The sequence below is a fragment of the Pseudomonas sp. P179 genome, assembly GCF_000478485.2.
GTDB classification, from domain to species: domain Bacteria; phylum Pseudomonadota; class Gammaproteobacteria; order Pseudomonadales; family Pseudomonadaceae; genus Pseudomonas; species Pseudomonas aeruginosa.
In genome coordinates, this window is the sequence record NZ_KI517354.1 from 1,352,530 (window position 1) to 1,370,492 (window position 17,963).

Consider the following 17,963-nt stretch of genomic DNA (forward strand, 5'->3'; position numbering starts at 1 on the left):
CCGTGGCGGGGCGCCCGAACTCTATCGGGCGCCTGGTCAAAATTTCGTGAAGCCTCGCGAGCCCTCGCGGGCGCAGCGATCATGCCCGTGGCGATGGAGCCGGAACAAGCTCAGCTATGCCTTTTCTCCCCGGGAAAATGCCGAAACCGGCCGTATGTCGGCGGCCAGCGACTTCCTTCCATGCCGACCTTGCAGGTGGCTCCCGCTATCTATACTGGAAGCACAATGCCACCCCCAGCCCGCACCCGCGCCGTCCGCGGGTTTTCCGTGTCCAGGGAGACACCGCTATGGATTGGCAAGGCCTGCGCTTCCTCGGAGAGTCTCCCATCGACGGCTACGTGCTGCAGAACTGCACCTATTCGCCGTCGCTGGTGGCGCTCGCCTTCCTCGTCGCCTGCCTCGCCGGGTACACGGCACTGGACATGGTCGAGCGGGTCGGCAACAGCCTGAGCCACCCGCGCCTCTGGCAATGGATCGGGGCGTTCTGCCTGGGCAGCGGCATCTGGGCCACGCATTTCGTCGCCATGCTCGCGTTCCACGCGCCGATCGCCCTGCGCTACGACCTGCCGATCACCGGCCTGTCGCTGCTGATCGCCGTCGCCGCCTCGTACCTGGCGATGTACATGACCGCCCGCCCGCGCTTCGGCCTGCTGCCCTGCCTGCTCGCCGCCTGCTGCATCGGCCTGGGCATCGCTGCCATGCACTACACCGGGATGGCGGCGATGCGCTCGGTGGCCACCCAGTACTACCAGCCATCGCTGTTCGCCCTTTCGGTACTGATCGCCATCGGCGCCGCCTTCACCGCCCTCGCCGCGGTCCCCTACCTGCGCGGCCGGCGCAGCGCGCGCTACCGCTACATGAAACTGATCGCCAGCCTGCTGCTGGCCGGCGCCATCGCCGCCATGCATTTCACCGGGATGGCCGCGCTGGTGCTCAGCGTACCCGCCGGCACGCCGCTGGAACTGCAAGCCAGCGCCGACTCGCTGCGCCTGGGCTGGCTCACCGGAGTGCTCGCCAGCGCCATCGCCGCCTGCGGCATCTGGGCCGCATGGTCGGAGAAACAACGGGAGCGCCGGCTCAGCGAAAACAGCCGGGTCAACGCCCTGCTCAACCAGCTCGACCACGCCCACGCCTCGCTGCGCCAGATGGCTCGCTACGACAGCCTGACCGGCCTGCAGAACCGCACGGCATTCAACGAAGTGTTCGTCCAGCACCTGGAGAATTGTCGCCTGAGAGGCAAGGGCCTGGCGGTGATGTTCCTCGACCTCGATCACTTCAAGCGGATCAACGATTCCCTCGGCCACGACTCTGGCGACCAACTGCTGAAGATCGTCTCCGAACGCATCCGCAGCGTGTTGCGCGATAGCGACGTGGTGGCGCGCTTCGCCGGCGACGAGTTCTGCGTGCTCGCCGACCTCACCCAGGACCACGAGGCGCACATCCTCTCGCAACGCCTGATGCAGAAGATGAAGGAACCCATCGCCCTGGACGGGCGCACCCTGGTGATGACCGCCAGCGTCGGCGTCAGCCTCTACCCGAACGACGGCGAGCAGTGCGAGGAGCTGCTGAAGAACGCCGGCCTGGCCCTGCACCAGTCCAAGGCCTGCGGGCGCAACAACGCGCAGTTCTTCAGCCGGCAACTGCTGGTGCGGGCGACCCAGGAACTGCAGATGGAGGAGGAACTGCGCCAGGCCCTGCGCGACGACCAACTGGAGCTGCACTACCAGCCGATCCTCGCCCTCGACGACGGCGAGGTACACCAGTTGGAGGCATTGGTGCGCTGGCGCCATCCGACCCAGGGCCTGCTCGGTCCGGACCGCTTCATCGGCCTGGCCGAAGCCAACGGCATGATCGACCAGCTCGACGACTGGGTGCTGCGACGCGCCTGCCGCGACCTGCGCAGCCTGCACCTGGCCGGCCACGAACGGCTGCGGGTGGCGGTCAACTGCTGCGCCAGCAATCTCGGCCGGGCCAGCCTGGTCGACGAAGTCCGTCATGCGCTGGAGCAGGCCGGGCTGGCGGCGTGCTTCCTCGAACTGGAGGTGACCGAGGACGCGCTGATGTACAACATCGACCAGACCATCCCGCTGCTCGAACGCCTCCGCGAGCTGGGCGTCAGCCTGTCGATCGACGACTTCGGCACCGGCTATTCGTCGCTCGCCTACCTGCGGCGCCTGCCGCTGGACGCGCTGAAGGTGGATCGCTCGTTCATCATGGACATCCCCGCCTCGCAGCGGGACATGGAAATCGCCCAGGCGATCATCGCGATGGCCCAGAAGCTCCATCTGAAAGTAGTCGCCGAGGGCGTGGAGACTCCGCAGCAACTGGCGTTCCTGCGGGAGAACCATTGCGAGCTGGTGCAGGGCTACCTGTTCAGCCGGCCGCTGCCGCTGGCGGCCCTGGAAGAGTTCCTCCGCGCCTACCGCTTCGACGCCGCGCCGCCGCTGCGCAGCCTGAACCAGGCCTGAGGTTCACTCGACGGCGGTCCGGTATTGCTCCACCAGGGTCGCCGGATCGCGTTCGAGATAGCCCTGGCTGCCGTGCAGACGCATCAACTGCGCGGCCAACCCGCTCATCGGGGTGGCCGCGCCTTGCTCGCGGGACAGCTTCACCGCGGTATCGAGATCCTTGAGCAGGGTCCGTACGTGCCACTTGACCGGTTCGTAACGGCTCTCGGCCATTTGCGGGGCGAGGATCTGCAACGGCTTCGAGTCGGCGAAGCCGCCCGCCAGCGCCGGAGCGACCAGGCTGGCGTCGACCCCGGCCCGCTCCGCCAGCGCCACCACTTCGGCGATCACCAGGGCGTTGCAGGCAACGATCATCTGGTTGCAGACCTTGGTCACCTGCCCGGCGCCCACCTCGCCCATGCGCGTCAGGCGCTGGCCAAGCCGGGAGAGGACCGGCCGCAGGCGTTCGATATCCGCTGCGCGTCCGCCAGCCATGATCGCCAGGCTGCCGCTTTCCGCGCCCGGCGTGCCGCCGGAGACCGGCGCGTCGACCCAGCGCACGCCGCAGCGCGCCTCCAGCTCGGCGGCCATCTCGCGGGTGGCGGCCGGCTCGGCGCTGGAGAAATCCACCAGCAACTGCCCGGGCCTGGCGTTCTCGACGATGCCGCCGGCGCCGAACACCACTTCACGCACCGCCGCGGTATCGGCCAGGCAAAGCATCAGGATTTCCGCGTCGGCGGCCAGTTCGGCCGGGACCTCGACGGCTTTCGCGCCCTCGGCCGCGAGCAACTCGCGTTTGCCCGGCGAACGGTTCCACACCGCCAGCGGATAGCCGGCGGCCAGCAGCCGGCGGCACATGGGCACGCCCATCAGGCCGAGACCGGCGAAGGCAAGGGAAGGCAGGGAAGCGGACATGGCGGACTCCAATACGCAGCGAATGGGCACGGGGAGCGCCATATTACCCGCGAGGCGCCGGCGAGCAACGCCGCTACGGCTGCCCAAGCGGGCCGCGCACCACTATACTCCCCGGGTTTTTTCCGCCATTGAACCGGAGAACTCTCCCATGTTGAAACGCTCCCTGGCGCTCGCCGCCGGCATCGCCCTGTCCCTGTCCGCCGCGCTCGCCCACGCCGAAACCCTGAAAGAACTCAAGGTCTCGGCGATCCCCGACGAGGCGCCCACCGAGCTACTGCGCAAATTCAAGCCGCTCGGCGCCTATCTGGAGAAGCAACTCGGCATGCCGGTGAAGTTCGTCCCGGTGGCCGACTACGCCGGGGTGGTCGAGGCGCTGGCCGCCGACCGCCTGGACATGGCCTGGCTGGGCGGCTTCACCTTCGTCCAGGCGCGGCTGAAGACCGGCAACGCCATTCCCCTGGTGCAGCGCGAGCAGGACCAGCAGTTCACCAGCAAATTCATCACGGCCGATCCCCAGGTGAAATCCCTGCAGGACCTGAAGGGCAAGACCTTCGCCTTCGGCTCGGTCTCCTCCACCTCGGGCAGCCTGATGCCGCGCTACTTCATGCAGAAGGACGGCATCGTCCCCGAGCAGTTCTTCTCCCGCGTCGCCTACTCCGGCGCCCACGACGCCACCGTAGCCTGGGTCCAGGCCGGCAAGGTCGACGCCGGCGTGCTGAACGCCTCGGTCTGGCAGAAGCTGGTGGACAGCGGCAAGGTCGATACCGCCAAGGTCAAGGTCTTCGCCACCACGCCGACCTACTACGACTACAACTGGACCGTGCGCGGCAACCTCGACCCGGCCCTGGCCGAGAAGATCAAGCAGGCCTTCCTCGCCCTCGACCCGGCGAAACCGGCCGACAAGGAGATCCTCGACCTGCAGGCCGCCAGCCGCTTCATCGAGACCAATCCGGACAACTACAAGGGCATCGAGGAGTCCGCACGCGCCGCCGGCCTGCTGAAGTGAGCCTGAGCCTCGACGGCGTGGACCTGGTCCACGCTGACGGCCAACGCGCCCTTGCCGACATCCGCCTGCGCCTGGCCGCTGGCGAACGGGTAGCCCTGATCGGACCTTCCGGCGCCGGCAAGACCAGCCTGCTGCGGGTGCTCGCCAGCCAATGGCGGCCCAGCGCCGGCCGTGTCGAACTGCTCGGCGAGGAGCCCTGGGCGCTATCCGCCGCCGCCCGCCAACGCCTGCGCGCGCGCATCGGCCTGGTCCACCAGGCACCACCGCTGCCGCCACGGCAGCGGGTGGTCAGCGCGGTACTGGCCGGGCGCCTCGGCCAGTGGCCGCTATGGAAGAGCCTGGTCAGCCTGGTCTATCCGCTGGACCGCGCCGGCGCCCACGACGCACTGCAACGCCTGGATCTCGGCGACAAGCTGTTCCAGCGCTGCGACCAGCTTTCCGGCGGCCAGTTGCAGCGGGTCGGCATCGCCCGGGTGCTCTACCAGCGCGCCGAGCTGATCCTCGCCGACGAACCGGTCTCGGCCATGGACCCGGTGCTCGCCGGCCATACCCTGGCCCTGCTCAACCGCGAGGCCGCCGCGCGCGGCAGCACCCTGCTGGCCAGCCTGCACGCGGTGGACCTGGCGCTGCAACACTTCCCCCGGGTGATCGGGCTGCGCGCCGGACGCATCGCCTTCGACCTGCCCGCCGGCGAAGTCGACCGCGCCGCGCTGGACGCCCTCTACGCCAACGAACAACTGCAGGCCGAGCGCGCCAGCCCGGCCGGCGAACCCGCCGTGGTGCACATCCCACGATGCTGAACGCCGCTTCTCCGCCGCGCGACCCCGCCGCCCTGCCGCGCCTGCTGCTGACCCTGGCCGCGTTGCTGCTGCTCTGGCCGGGGCTGCGCCTCAGCGAACTGGATATCCCCGGCCTGTTCAGCGGCGACAACGCGCGCACCATGGGCGGTTTCCTCGCCGGCTTCTGGCCGCCGGCACACGATCCCGGGTTCCTCGCCCTGCTCGGCCGCGCCACCCTGGAAACCCTCGCCATCGCCACCGCCGGCATGGCCCTGGCCTGGCTCCTGGCGTTTCCCGCCGCACTGCTGGCGACCCGCGCCCTGTCGCTCTCGGCACTGCCGCGCGGCGGCCTGCCGGCCTGGTGGGCACGGGCACTGCGCTGGCCGGTGCGCGGCCTGCTGATCCTCCTGCGCAGCGTGCCGGAAATCGTCTGGGCGCTGCTGTTCGTCCGCGCCGTGGGCCTGGGCCCCACCGCCGGGGTGTTGGCCATCGCCATCACCTATGCCGGCATGCTCGGCAAGGTCTACGCGGAAATCTTCGAGTCGGTGGATCCGCGCCCCACCCGCGCCCTGCTGCTGGGCGGCGGATCGCGGCTGGCGGCGTTCGCCTACGGGGTGCTGCCGAACGCCGCCGGGGAAATGATTTCCTACACTGTCTATCGCTGGGAGTGCGCGATCCGTGCTTCGGTGGTGATGGGCTTCGTCGGCGCCGGCGGCCTCGGCCAGCAGATCGACCTGTCGCTGCGGATGTTCGCCGGCGGCGAGGTTGCCAGCATCCTGCTGACCTTCCTCCTGCTGGTCCTCCTCGCCGACCTGCTGAGCCGCTTCCTGCGCGGGAGGCTGGCATGAGCCGGACCTGGCGCCTGCTGCTCTGGCCGCTGCTGGTAGTGGCCGCGGTGGGCGCCTCGTTCGCCTATCTGGACATGGACACCGCAGGTCTTTTCAGCGGCAAGGGACTGGGCCAGATGGCCGCCTACGCCAGCGAGTTCTTCCCGCCCGACCTGTCCGCTCCGCACCTGCGGGCGATTGGCCGGGGGCTGCTGGAAACCCTGGCCATGTCGGCCATCGGCACCCTGCTGGCGGCGCTGCTCGGCCTGCTCTTCGCGCTGCCGGCGGCAGGTCGCTTCGGCGTGCCGGCGCAGAGCCTGGCGCGACTCCTGCTCAATGCGCTGCGCGCGGTGCCGGAGCTGGTCTGGGGCGCGCTGATGGTGCTGGCGGCCGGGCTCGGGCCGAACGCCGGGACCCTCGCCCTGGCGCTGCACACCGGCGGCGTGCTCGGCCGGCTGTTCGCCGAAGCCCTGGAGAACACCCCGGCGCAGCCCGCCGAGGCCTTGCGCCTGGCCGGCAGCGGACGCCTCGCGGCATTCGCCTATGGCACCCTGCCGGGGGTCTGGCCGCAACTGGTGGCCTATACCCTGTACCGCTGGGAGAACAATATCCGCATGGCCAGCGTGCTCGGCTTCGTCGGTGCCGGCGGGCTCGGGCAGATGCTCTATTTCAGCCTGAGCCTGTTCCAGCAGGCCCAGGCCGCCACGGTGATCCTGGCCATGCTGGTCCTGGTGCTCGGGGTCGACAGCCTGAGCGCCTGGGCGCGGCAGCGCTGGGTCAGCCAATAGGAAAACGCGCCGCCGCGCCCGTTCGAGGAAATTTACGAAGCCCGCCGAAGATCGGGCATCATCGGTGCTCGGAGCCATCAGGGAGGCACCCCGCCTCCAGGTGTCCAGGGAGAGGAAGGAACCATGCGCAAACCACTGCTATCCGCATTACTGCTGGGCCTGCTGGCCCTCGGCGGCTGCAGCCTGCCCCAACAGCAGGCCGGCGCGCCGACCGAGCAGCGGCTCGGCACCCAATGGGGCGAAGGCGTCGCCTCGCCGGTCACCTCGGTGGCCCTGCGACGTCTATCGGAGCAACCGGTCGATCGCCGCCAGGTGTTCTACAGCGCGAGCCGCTTCGATGGACGTGCCATCAAGGAACTGCCCCTGGCCAAGGGCAGGGTGGGCTTCGCCGTACTCGACGAGGATGGCGGCAAGTTCGACCTCGTGCAGCACCGCAGCACCCTGCAATTGCAGGGTCGTGAAGGCCAGCGCTACCGACTGTGGCTGAACAACCTCGGCAACGCGACCTACGAGGTGGTCTCCACGGTAGACGGCCTGGACGTGCTCAACGGCCAGCCGGGCAGCCTGAAGAACCGCGGCTATGTGCTGGAACCGGGCAAGAGCCTGGTGATCGAGGGCTTCCGCAAGAACGAACGGGAAGTCGCGGCGTTCCGCTTCGCCAGCCCCGACGATGCCTACGCCAGCAACAGCGCGGCCGGCGACAGCCGCAACCTCGGCGTGATCGGCGTGGCCCTGTTCGAGCTGGACGCTCCGGCCAGCGGTCGCGAGGCGCCGGCCGACGGACCGCAGGCATTTCCCGCCGACGCCCGGAACGGCGGCGGCTACGCGCCGCCACCACGCTATCGCGACTGAGGCATCTTCACGAAAACTGCGCGGCGGCGTTCCTTCATAAGCAATCCATCTCACAGGAGCCGCCGATGAACCGCTTTTCACTGCCCCGCCCCGACGCACGCCAGTGCGTCGCCGGCCTGGGTTTCTCCGCCCTTCTGCTGCTGGCCTCCTCGGCCAACGCCGCCGCCTGTCGCGACATCACCAGCGTGCAGCAAAGCGCCGACGCCACGCGCAATACCTCGATGGGCGGCCACGTGACCCAGCACATCTACGGGATGACGCCGCCGTCCGGCTCGTCGCAGAAAGACAAGACCCTGTTCAAGTCGAGAGGCAACTACGACGCGGCCTGGCGCCAGTACGGATACATCGACAATCCGGTGGCCTGCAGCGGCAACAGCAAGTTCCAGGTGGTTTCCCTGGAGAAGCTGCACATGGGCAAGATCGATGCCTACTCCTGCAAGCAGGCCGACGGCCAGGGCGCCTGCACGCGCTGGGATACGTACATGGCCAAGGAGATTTCGTACGGTTTCGTCCTGAAGGACGGCAAGTGGATCCTCAATACCCTCTACCCGGTTCCCCTCGACTAGGGCGCAGGCCGTCCGCGCCGGCCGCCCCATTGCAGGGAGCCGGCGCGGCCGTCCGGGTCAGAAGGTCAGCGTGCCCAGGCCCATGCCCGGGTCGCTGAAGCCGGAGCGACCATCTTCCATGCGACCGCTGAAACGCCGCAGGAAGCTGTCCGCCCCCTGCGCGCTGACGCTGAAGTCGTACCAGTTGCCGCTGCTGCGCAGCGAATAGCGGACTTCCCGGCGCTGTCCCGGCGGCACGTTGACGGTACGCCGCTCGCCCTGGCGATAGACGTTGTCCTTGACCGTCAGCTTGACCGGATGGCGGCCACGGTTGATCAGTTGCACGCGCAGGTTGCCGAACAGCGGCTCGTAGTCGATCCGCACTTCCGGCAGCGGCGCCTTGCGCTCCGCCAGGTCGCGCCGCAGGTTGCCGCGAAAGACCCGGAGGAAACCGTTCGGACCGTGCACTTCCAGGTGGTAGTCGCCGCTGGCGTCGCCCTGGAAGCTGTCGTGCAGGCGCTTGCGCGCGCCGACGGTGTAGCGTTTCGGCGGGTTCTCGCTGTCGAGCAGGTCGAACACCTGGAACACCGCGCCGGCCTTGCCGGTGTTGGCGAAGGTCAGGCTCAGCGCATCTCCGCCGCTGCGGTAGCGCGCATGCACGCCCAGCTCGTAGGGCAAGGCGCGGGCCGGACGGATGCCCATTTCCTGCTTGGGCATGGCGGCCACCGCCGGCGGCTTCGGCTTCGGCAGCTTGATCTGGCTGGCGACGATGGCGTCGGCCTGGCTGGTGTCGGGCAGTTCGGGGAACGGCTCGTTGTTCGGGTTGGCGAAGTTGAACGCCGAGGTCAGGTCGCCGCAGACGGCACGACGCCAGGGACTGATATTCGGCTCCATGACCCCGAAGCGCTGCTCCAGGAAGCGGATCACCGAGGTGTGGTCGAACACCTGGGAGTTGACCCAGCCGCCCTTGCTCCACGGCGAGATCACGTACATCGGCACCCGCGGGCCGAGGCCGTAGGGCTGGTTGCGATAACGGATATCGCCCTTGGTGTGCCATTCGAGGGTGGCGTCGGCGGTGGTCTTGCCGCGCAGCGTGCCGTCCTTGTTCAGGCTCGGCGCGGCCGGCGGGGCGACGTGGTCGAAGAAGCCGTCGTTCTCGTCGAACATCACCAGCAGCGCGGTCTTGCTCCAGACCTCCGGGTTGGCGGTCAGCGCGTCGAGTACCCAGGAAGTGTACTCGGCCCCCCAGATCGGGCTGGACGGGCCGGGATGTTCGGAGTACTTGGCCGGGGCGACGATCCAGGACACCTGCGGCAGGCTGTTGGCCAGCACGTCGCGCTTCAGCGCATCGAGCTTCCAGGTGCTCAGGCCGTTGACGATCAGCGGCGAGTCAGGCGCCGCGGCGCGGTACTGGCGGAAGCCGATCAGCGGGTTGTCGGAGAAGTTGTCGGCCATGTCCTGGTAGACCCGCCAGGTGATGCCGGCAGCCTGCAGGCGCTCGGGATAGGTGGTCCAGGTGTAGCCCTGCTCCACCGGGCCGTTGCTGTCGTGGTCGTTGGTGGTTACCGGACCACCGTGCTGGCCGAGCGGGTCGTTGGTGCCGGTCCAGAGGAACAGCCGGTTGGGGTTGGTGCCGCCCTGGAACGAGCAGTGATAGGCGTCGCAGATGGTGAAGGCGTTGGCCATCGCGAACTGGAAGGCGATGTCCTGCTCCTTGTAGTAGCCCAGGGAACGCTCGGTCTTGGCCGGCAGCCACTTGTCCATGCGCCCTTCGTTCCAGGCCTGCTGGGCGTCCGGCCAGGTGTGCGGGGTGCCGTCGACGCGCTGGGCGCTGGTGGTGCTGGTGTCGAAGTGGTAGGGCAGGATCTCGCCCTTGCTGCCCTTCTGGTGCCAGACCCGCTGGCCATCGGGCAGCGGGATCGCCATGCGGTCGCCGAAGCCGCGGACGCCCTTGAGGGTGCCGAAATAGTGGTCGAAGGAGCGGTTCTCCTGCATCAGGATCACCACGTGCTCGACGTCCTTGAGGTTGCCATGCCGGCGGTGCGCGGGAATCGCCAGGGCCGCCTGGATGCTCGACGGCAGCATGCTGGTGGCGACGGTGGCGCCGACCGTACCGGCGGCCAGGCGGATGAAGCTTCTTCTGCTTTTCGAAATCATCGGGGGACTCACCAGGTCAGGGTGTGGCACAGGGCTGCCGAGCGCATCCATGACGCCCGCAGGCTCACTCGGCAGCAAGCTGTTCGAACCCCGACGACGCTAGTGAGGGAAAAAGACGCTTTGGTTTCAACACGCTTTGCAACAACTATTCATGCCAACTTCATCACAATTTGAGATCAAGATTTTGGTCTAGGCCAGATTCCACTTGACAGCCTTCGCCGGCACTCTCCTCACGCTCTTCCCCGCCATTGCAGGAGCAATACCCCCGCCACCACCAGCGCCAGGCCGAGATAGCCCTCCCAGGACAACCGGCGCACCGGGAAACCGGCCCAGCCGAACTGGTCGCAGAGCGCCGAGACCAGCATCTGCCCGGCCACCACGCACGCGATGAAAGTGGCGGCACCCAGGCGCGGCGCGACCAGGATCGCCACCGTCAGGTAGGCCGCGCCGAACAGCCCGCCGAGCCAGCTCCACCAGGGCGCGCCGCCGAGGCTGGCGGTAGCCGGCAGCGGCACCCGCACCAGCAGCAGGCCCAGGCTGACCACCCCGAGGCTGACGCCCAGCGAAGTCAGGCTGGCGCTCAGTGGATGGCCGAGCAGGCGCCCGAGCAAGGCGTTGCTGCCGGCCTGCAGCACCACCATGCCGCCCACCGAAACTGCCATCAGTACCATCAGATAATTGGGCATGCTGATTCTCCTCCTCCGGCGCTTGCCTCTGGAGCAGAGTTTTTGCTATCCACTTCGCGAATGGAAATCGATAGTTGGTACACCTTCCATGCAGCAGATTCATGACCTACGCCGTATCGACCTCAACCTGCTGGTGGTGCTCGACGCGCTCCTCAGCGAGCGCCACGTGTCCCGCGCGGCGCAGCGCCTGGCCATGTCGCAGCCGGCGGTCAGCCACGCCCTCGGGCGTCTCCGCGAACTGTTCGGCGATCCACTGCTGGTGCGGGTAAAAAGCCGCATGCAGTTGACCAGCCTGGCGCTGGAGCTGGCGCCGAAGCTCCAGGCCAGCCTCGACCAGGTACGCGGGGTGATCGGCGGGCCGACCTTCGAACCGGTGCGCAGCCGACGCCACTTCCGCCTGGGCATGTCCGACTACGGCGCCTGGGTGGTGCTGCCGGCGCTGCTGCGCCAGCAACAGGCGCTGGCGCCCGGGGTGAGCTTCGGGATAGTCCAGGAACCGCGCCTGGAAACCGCCCGTCAGGTCGCCGAAGGACAGCTGGACTGCGCGCTGGGGGTATTCCCCCTGCTTCCGGAGGGCGTGCGCGCCAGGCGCCTGTTCGAGGAGCGTTTCGTCTGCGTCTGTCGGCGCAGCCTGTTCGACCGCCCCGACGGCCTGTCCCTCGACCGCTACCTGGCGGCCCGCCACGTGCGCGTCTCGCTACAGGACAACCCGGCCGAGGAAGTCGACAGCGCCCTGGAAAAACGCGGCCTGCGCCGGCAGGTGGCGCTGACCCTGCCGCACTTCACCGTGGCCCCGGCGCTGCTGGCCGGCACCGACCTGGTACTGACCATCGCCGAACGCACCCTCGAAAGGTTGCGGCTACCCGAGGAACTGGCGCTCTGCGAGCCGCCGCTGGCGATCCCGCGCTTCGACTACGTGCAGATCTGGCGCGGCGACGCCGAGCGCGAAGCGGCCGGCGCCTGGCTGCGGGAACAGATCCAGGCGGCGGCGCGGAAGATCTGAAGAAGAGTCAGGAAGGCTTTTCCAGCTTGCGCAGCATCTCGCCGACACGCTCGCCGAGCATTTCGTTGGCCGACAGCTTGAGGCCGCGCGCCAGTTCCACCTGGACCACGTGTTCCGCCAGCGGGCGCAGGCGCAGGAACACCTTGGCCAGCTCCTGCAGGTCCGGCGCCCCGGGCAGCAGGTCGGTGCCGCGGCCGTCCACCAGGTGGGTGACGATCAGGCGGACGATTCCCGCCGCCAGATGCTCGGTGTCGCTGCGCAACTCGCCGAGTTGATCGAGCAGCGCCTCCAGCGGGATGCCGCTGCGGTACAGTTCCAGCCCGGCCTGGAACAGCCGTGGACTGGGGATCTTCATGCGCTCGCCGTCGAACAGCAGCAGGCCCAGCGCCTGGGCCTTGTCGATCACCCGGTCGTTCAGTTCGTCGCCGAAGATCGCCTGGAGTTCGTCGAAGCCGATGCTGCCGGGCGTCTCCAGGTTCCACTCGCCGATGATCGCCTGGTCCAGGCCGAGCACATGGTCGAGGTCGCGGCCCTGTTCCCAGGCCTCCAGCAATTCCTTGATGTTGGCGCTGGAATAGCCGCGCTCGAGCAACTGGCTGATCAGCCGCAGGCGCTTGAGATGACTGTCGAAATACACGCCGACCCGGCCGCGCCGCTCCGGCGGCGGCAGCAGGCCGCGGTCCTGGTAGGCGCGTACGTTGCGCACGCTGCTGCCGGCCGCGCGAGCCAGTTCGTCGACGCTGTATTCGCGGGCATCCTCGGCGGACGGCTGCTCGCCACGTTGCAGCAGGCGCTGCAGGAGGGTCAGGGGTGTGCTCATGGAGGCGGATCATAACGAGGCCCGCCGAACGGCCACAACCTCCGGGGGCGCAACGCTCTTTGCCGGCGTCCGGATGCGCGGGCGCCAACCAAAGACTGGACTCGTCGGTCAGCCGCTTCTCCGGCACCACCGCCAAAACCCGGGGGAAACGTCCCGAGCCTTCTGCCCCGGGCCTTCCGGCGCCGGTAGCAAGTGCCGTAACACCGGCGTGAAGAGACTTCCCAGGGCTGGCGCAACGCCTGCTTATGGGCCAGCATCAACCATGACATCAATCAATGTCACAATAACGACAAGCCAGCCTGGAGAGAGCCATGTCCCAAGGCGCCTGGGTACCCACTCCCGACGATCTCGATCACTTCCGCCAGGTCCAGCGACTGGCCTATACCTGCTGCGAAACCATCCACGGCGAACTGCGCGCCGGCATCAGCGAGAGGGAAGCCGCGGCGCTGATGAAGACCTGGCTGCAGGATCATGGCGTCGACGACTGGTTCCACCAGCCCTTCGCCTGGTTCGGCAGCCGCACCTCGTTCAAGGGCTTCGACGGCCTGCGTCATCTCGGTGGCTTCAACCTGGCCTTCTACCCCGGCAAGCAGCGCCTGGAGGAAGGCATGCCGTTCATCCTCGACTGCGCGCCGACCCTCGGCGCCTATACCGCCGATGTCGGCTACTCCGGCGCACTAGGCCACAACCTGTTGCAGGAGCGGCTGATGGACGATCTGCTGATACACCGACGCACCATCCTTGACCTGGTCCGCGAACGGCGCCCCCTGGCCGAAGTCAGCCAGGCGGTCGACCGGCTCTGCGTGATCCAGGGCACCCTGCCACGGCACAAGGCCTATCCCTTCGAAGTGCTCGCCCATCGCGTGGAAAAGCTCGGCAACCGCCGCGGTCCCTCGGTGGCGCGCTTCGGCGTGCGCAACCTGTACACCCTGACGCGCAACGCGCTGGTCACCGGCAAGCGCGAAGGCTGGTCGCCGCTGTGGTCCAGCGGCAAGCGCTCCGAGCACCCGCCGACGCCCGGTCTCTGGGCGGTGGAACCGCACCTGGGGCTACGCGGGGTGGGCGCCAAGTTCGAAGAACTGCTGGTGGTCACCGAAGACGACGCCTACTGGCTCGACGACGACCTGCCGCACGTCCGCCGCTGGCAGGCGCGCGGACTGCTGCCGCAAGCACGGGAGGCCGCATGAACGCGCTCCTCGCCCTCCCCGACCTGCAGCCGGAACGCCTATTCGTGCAATCCGGCGACGTGCGCCTGGCGGTTCATTGCTGGGGCGCGCCGGACAACGGCAAGCCGACGCTGCTGATGGTGCATGGCTACCCGGACAACCACGAGACCTGGCTGCCGCTGATCCGCCAACTGGCCGGGCGCTACCGCATCGTCGCCTACGACGTGCGTGGCGCCGGCGCTTCGGACAAGCCACGCTGGAGCCGCGACTACCACCTGCAGCGGCTCAGCGAAGACCTGCAGGCGGTGATCCGCGCCACCAGCCCGGACCGCCCGGTACACCTGCTGGCCCATGACTGGGGCTCGATCCAGACCTGGGAAAGCGTCACCGATCCGCAGTGCCGACCGCTGATCGCGTCCTATACCTCGATCTCCGGGCCCTGCCTGGACCATGTCGGTTTCTGGATGCGCGAACACCTCAGGCAGCGCAGTCCGAAGGCCCTGAAAGCGGTATTCGGCCAGTTGCTCCACTCCTGGTACATCGCCTTCTTCCATACCCCCGTCGTACCCGAGCTGCTCTGGAGCGCCGGCCTGGCCCGGCTCTGGCCGCAGTTCCTGAAGCACGCCGAAGGCGTCCGCCATCCGCAGGTCAACCCGACCCAGGCCAGCGACGGCCGGCACGGGGTCAAGCTGTACCGCGGCAACTTCATCCGCAGCCTGTTCCGTCCGCGCAAGCGCCACACCGAAGTGCCGGTGCAACTGATCGTACCGACCCGCGACCGTTACGTCGGCGCCCAGCTGTTCCAGCACCTCAGCCTGTGGGCGCCACGCCTGTGGCGGCGCGAGGCGAGCGTCGGCCATTGGCAACTGCTGGCCGAGCCGGAGCAACTGGCCGGCTGGCTCGGCGAGTTCATCGACGCCCAGGAAACCGGCGAGTCGCCGCCGGCCCTGCAACGCGCCCAGGTCCGGCCCGACGCGCGCTCGATGAACGGCAAGCTGGTGGTGGTCACCGGCGCCGGCGGCGGCATCGGCCGTTCGACCCTGCTCAGCTTCGCCGAGCGCGGCGCCAGCCTGCTCGCCGCCGATCTCGATCTGGAAGCCGCCGAACGCAGCGCCGAACTGGCCCGCGCCCTTGGCGCCACGGCCCATGTCTACCAGGTCGACGTCGGCGATACCCAGGCCATGGAGACCTTCGCCGAGTGGGTGCGCGACACCCTCGGAGTCCCGGATGTGGTAGTCAGCAATGCCGGCATCGGCATGGCCGGACCGATGCTCGACACCTCGCCGGCGGAATGGGAGCGCCTGCTGCGGGTCAACCTGTGGAGCGTGATCGACGGCTGCCGCCTGTTCGGCCGGCAGATGATCGCGGCGAACAAGCCGGGGCACCTGGTCAATGTCGCCTCCGGCGTGGCCTTCGCGCCGTCGCGCAACTACCCCGCCTACGCCACCAGCAAGGCCGCAGTACTGATGCTCAGCGAATGCCTGCGGGCAGAACTGGCCGGACGTTCGATCGGAGTCACCGCGGTGTGCCCGGGCTTCGTCGATACCGGCATCGTCCAGGCCACCCGCTTCGTCGGCATGGACGCCGAACGCCAGGCACGGCGCCAGGCGAAGATCCAGCGCTTCTACAAGCGACGCCGGCTCAGCCCGGACACCGTCGGGGAAAAGCTGGTGCGCGCCGTGGAGCGCAACAAGGCGGTGGTCTCGGTGGGCAGCGAGGTGCACCTCGGCGCCCTGCAATGGCGCTTCGCGCCCTGGGCCACGCGGTTTCTCGCGCGCTTCGACCTGACTTCCTGAGAGCCTGCCATGAGCGAATTCCACCACAAGCTGGTCCAGCGCAAGGTCCGCTTCGACTTCAGCGATACCCCCCTGCACTGGGTTCCCGGCGAAGCGGAAGCGTCCCAGGTGATGAACGTCCTGCACATGCTCCTGCCTTCCGGCGAACTGTGGTTCTGCCGCCTCTACAACAAGGCCCTGCCGCTGGTTAGCGACGCCCGCCTGCGCGACGACGTGCAGGGTTTCATCCGCCAGGAAGCGATGCATTCGCGGGCCCACGACGGCGCGATCCAGCGCTACCTGAGCAGGTTCGACATCGACTCCAAGCCGTTCACCGACAAGATGGATTTCCTTTTCGAACGCCTGCTCTGCGACTACCCGCTGGGGCAGAACCGCCTGACCCGCGCCCTCGACGGCTGGTGGCTGCGCCAGCGCTGCGCGATCATCGCCGCGGTGGAGCATTTCACCTGCGTGCTCGGCAAGTGGGTGCTGGAGGCCCGGGAGCTGGATCGCCGCGGCAGCGACCCGGTGATGCTCGACCTGCTGCGCTGGCACGGCGCCGAGGAAGTAGAGCACCGCAGCGTCGCCCACGACCTGCACATGCATCTGGGCGGCAGCTTCGTCACCCGGCAACTGACCATGCTGTTGGTCATCGCGATACTGGTCTACCTGCTCGCCGACGGCACCCGCACCCTCCTCGACCAGGACCCGAGCCTGCGCGGCGCCAAGCGCCAGGGATTCCTACGAACCTGGTGGCGGCTCGGCAAGCAGGGCCTGCTGCCGAACCTCGCGCGCACCTTCCGCGACGTCGCCCGTTACTTCAATCCCTGGTACCACCCCGAGCACGAGGCGAATACCCAGGAAGCCCTGGAATACCTGGCCAACTCGCCGGCGGCCCGGCGCGCGGCGAACGCCTGAAAACAATTCACTGGAAATACCGGCAAGCGCCGCGGAAGCTGGAACTTTCCCGGCGCTTGTCCATTGTTACGTCAGGTCGAGTCAAACAAGGCCGGCAGACGGAAGGTAATTTCCGTAAGCCTGAAAAATGTCGTTCGATAGAATGATTGAAAATAACGGGCGCGCGACGTGATACTTTGCAAAAGCCAGCCATTCTTGCTGATGGCATTTTGAGAACAAGCAAAATAAAAGTAAGAAAAGTTACCCTATCGATCGGAAATTAAAGAAAGAAAAGCGAGCGAGAAGAGAATCGGGAAATACGCTCTTCGCGCCCGCCTTCGTATTTATCCGGCCTGCGGAAACTCACTGGCCAGGCAGCGTGATCTCCCGTTCCGAAACGATGATCTTGTTGACCAGGCCGTACTGCACGGCCTCCTCCGCGTTCAGCCAGAAGTCGCGCTCGGTGTCGGCACTGATCTTTTCCGGCGTCTGCCCGGTGGCTTCGGCGAAGATCCGGTCGAGGCGTTCCTTCATCCGCACGATCTCGCGGCGGTAGATCTCGATGTTGCTCGCCGGCCCCTGGATGCCACCCGACGGCTGGTGCAGGAGGAAGCGGGTATTGGGCAGCGAATAGCGGTTTTCCTTGTCCGCCGCGGCATAGATCAGCGCGCCGGCGCTGGCAACGCTGCCGGAACCGATCATGATGACCTTCGGTGTGATGAAGCGGATCGCGTCGAAGATCATGTCGCCGGATTCGACGTGGCCACCCGGGGAATTGACGAACATGTAGATCGGATCGTCGCTGATCGAGGCGAGGATGTGCAGCTGCTGGACGACGTCCTTGGCCATCTTCTCGTCGACCCCGCCGGTGACGAACACCTTCCTGACCTTGAGCGCGTACTCCATCAGCTTGGCGCCGATGGCGCCGTGGGAGTCGCCGCCTTCGCGGTCCTTGTCATCGGTTTTCATGCAACCTCCTGGAACTGTTGGTAATCCATCCGGCAAACCTTTCAGGGCATGCGTTCGTTGTTCGCCAGGGCGCGGATATATATCCGTTAATGCGCCTCTTCCGAGCGGCCCATTATGCATCAGCCAGACACTTTCGAAAGGCTTGCTTCAACTTCGAAAAGACCGGCGAAGGTAATCTCGTGAAGCATAGCCATGCAGGGCCGCGACGCACGTTTCCCGGAACCTAACAGATTTGTAAGTTGCCTCGTAAATACCTACCAGAATTAACAGTTAACAACGCGATTACCCTGCAAGAATTAACAGCTATTTCTTCGAGCCTGCCAAAAGTAAT

At 67.4% G+C, this 17,963-nt stretch carries 16 protein-coding genes; 11 read left to right on the forward strand and 5 right to left on the reverse strand.

All coding sequences use genetic code 11. The annotated features are described in order from the left end of the window. The first annotated feature begins 287 nt into the window (after positions 1-287). Positions 288-2,468 (forward strand): putative bifunctional diguanylate cyclase/phosphodiesterase, encoded by a 2,181-nt coding sequence (locus HMPREF1224_RS18905; RefSeq protein WP_010793250.1) that lies wholly within the window; start codon positions 288-290, stop codon positions 2,466-2,468. A 3-nt stretch (positions 2,469-2,471) separates the two neighbouring features. Here HMPREF1224_RS18905 and HMPREF1224_RS18910 read toward each other — a convergent pair whose 3' ends face one another. Next, positions 2,472-3,362 (reverse strand): NAD(P)-dependent oxidoreductase, encoded by an 891-nt coding sequence (locus HMPREF1224_RS18910; RefSeq protein WP_003113156.1) that lies wholly within the window; start codon positions 3,360-3,362, stop codon positions 2,472-2,474. A 148-nt stretch (positions 3,363-3,510) separates the two neighbouring features. Here HMPREF1224_RS18910 and HMPREF1224_RS18915 point away from each other — a divergent pair, with 148 nt between their 5' ends. The 6 genes from HMPREF1224_RS18915 (at position 3,511) to HMPREF1224_RS18940 (ending at position 8,180) form a co-directional block, all read left to right on the forward strand. Beyond that, positions 3,511-4,368, forward strand: coding sequence for a putative selenate ABC transporter substrate-binding protein (locus HMPREF1224_RS18915; RefSeq protein ID WP_003113155.1), 858 nt, complete (start codon positions 3,511-3,513; stop codon positions 4,366-4,368). Continuing rightward, positions 4,365-5,168, forward strand: a complete 804-nt coding sequence (locus HMPREF1224_RS18920; RefSeq protein ID WP_003119655.1) for a phosphonate ABC transporter ATP-binding protein — start codon at positions 4,365-4,367, stop codon at positions 5,166-5,168. The genes HMPREF1224_RS18915 and HMPREF1224_RS18920 overlap by 4 nt, the downstream gene beginning before the upstream one ends. After that, positions 5,162-5,995, forward strand: a complete 834-nt coding sequence (locus HMPREF1224_RS18925; protein ID WP_003113153.1) for a PhnE/PtxC family ABC transporter permease — start codon at positions 5,162-5,164, stop codon at positions 5,993-5,995. Before HMPREF1224_RS18920 ends, HMPREF1224_RS18925 begins: the two co-directional genes overlap by 7 nt. After that, positions 5,992-6,762 carry a phosphonate ABC transporter, permease protein PhnE gene (phnE, locus tag HMPREF1224_RS18930; protein WP_003091685.1) on the forward strand — a complete coding sequence of 257 codons (771 nt, stop codon included), beginning with the start codon at positions 5,992-5,994 and terminating at the stop codon, positions 6,760-6,762. Before HMPREF1224_RS18925 ends, phnE begins: the two co-directional genes overlap by 4 nt. Before the next feature lie 123 nt (positions 6,763-6,885). Beyond that, the gene (locus HMPREF1224_RS18935) at positions 6,886-7,614 is read left to right on the forward strand and encodes a hypothetical protein (RefSeq protein ID WP_010793251.1); all 729 of its coding nucleotides are present in this window, start codon (positions 6,886-6,888) and stop codon (positions 7,612-7,614) included. Positions 7,615-7,679: 65 nt separating this feature from the next. Beyond that, positions 7,680-8,180 (forward strand): hypothetical protein, encoded by a 501-nt coding sequence (locus HMPREF1224_RS18940; RefSeq protein WP_003113150.1) that lies wholly within the window; start codon positions 7,680-7,682, stop codon positions 8,178-8,180. 57 nt (positions 8,181-8,237) lie between these two features. On the opposite strand, the gene HMPREF1224_RS18945 is transcribed toward HMPREF1224_RS18940, so the two are convergent. Both HMPREF1224_RS18945 and HMPREF1224_RS18950 read right to left on the reverse strand, forming a co-directional pair. Next, positions 8,238-10,316 (reverse strand): phosphocholine-specific phospholipase C, encoded by a 2,079-nt coding sequence (locus tag HMPREF1224_RS18945; protein ID WP_003113149.1) that lies wholly within the window; start codon positions 10,314-10,316, stop codon positions 8,238-8,240. Between the two features lie 230 nt (positions 10,317-10,546). Beyond that, entirely contained in the window at positions 10,547-11,002 is a 456-nt protein-coding gene (locus HMPREF1224_RS18950; RefSeq protein WP_003091697.1) for a DMT family transporter, read from the reverse strand. 88 nt (positions 11,003-11,090) lie between these two features. On the opposite strand from HMPREF1224_RS18950, the gene HMPREF1224_RS18955 reads away from it, so the two are divergent. Then, positions 11,091-12,005 carry a LysR family transcriptional regulator gene (locus tag HMPREF1224_RS18955; RefSeq protein ID WP_003113148.1) on the forward strand — a complete coding sequence of 305 codons (915 nt, stop codon included), beginning with the start codon at positions 11,091-11,093 and terminating at the stop codon, positions 12,003-12,005. Positions 12,006-12,012: 7 nt separating this feature from the next. Here the strand turns inward: HMPREF1224_RS18955 and HMPREF1224_RS18960 are convergent, their stop codons facing one another. Beyond that, on the reverse strand, positions 12,013-12,825 hold the full coding sequence (locus HMPREF1224_RS18960; RefSeq protein WP_003113147.1) for a MerR family transcriptional regulator: 813 nt from the start codon (positions 12,823-12,825) through the stop codon (positions 12,013-12,015). 311 nt (positions 12,826-13,136) lie between these two features. On the opposite strand from HMPREF1224_RS18960, the gene HMPREF1224_RS18965 reads away from it, so the two are divergent. Genes HMPREF1224_RS18965 through HMPREF1224_RS18975 form a run of 3 tightly spaced genes read left to right on the forward strand, consistent with a single transcriptional unit; the run spans position 13,137 to position 16,684 of the window. Further along, positions 13,137-14,012, forward strand: a complete 876-nt coding sequence (locus HMPREF1224_RS18965) for a M24 family metallopeptidase (protein ID WP_003091703.1) — start codon at positions 13,137-13,139, stop codon at positions 14,010-14,012. Beyond that, positions 14,009-15,787: an SDR family oxidoreductase gene (locus tag HMPREF1224_RS18970; protein WP_003117579.1), complete on the forward strand. Its 1,779-nt coding sequence runs from the start codon at positions 14,009-14,011 to the stop codon at positions 15,785-15,787. The genes HMPREF1224_RS18965 and HMPREF1224_RS18970 overlap by 4 nt, the downstream gene beginning before the upstream one ends. 9 nt (positions 15,788-15,796) lie before the next feature. Then, the gene (locus HMPREF1224_RS18975; RefSeq protein ID WP_003117578.1) at positions 15,797-16,684 is read left to right on the forward strand and encodes a metal-dependent hydrolase; all 888 of its coding nucleotides are present in this window, start codon (positions 15,797-15,799) and stop codon (positions 16,682-16,684) included. 342 nt (positions 16,685-17,026) lie between these two features. Here the strand turns inward: HMPREF1224_RS18975 and HMPREF1224_RS18980 are convergent, their stop codons facing one another. After that, complete coding sequence (locus HMPREF1224_RS18980) at positions 17,027-17,632, reverse strand: ATP-dependent Clp protease proteolytic subunit (protein WP_003091706.1); 606 nt, start codon at positions 17,630-17,632, stop codon at positions 17,027-17,029. Between the last annotated feature and the right edge of the window lie 331 nt (positions 17,633-17,963).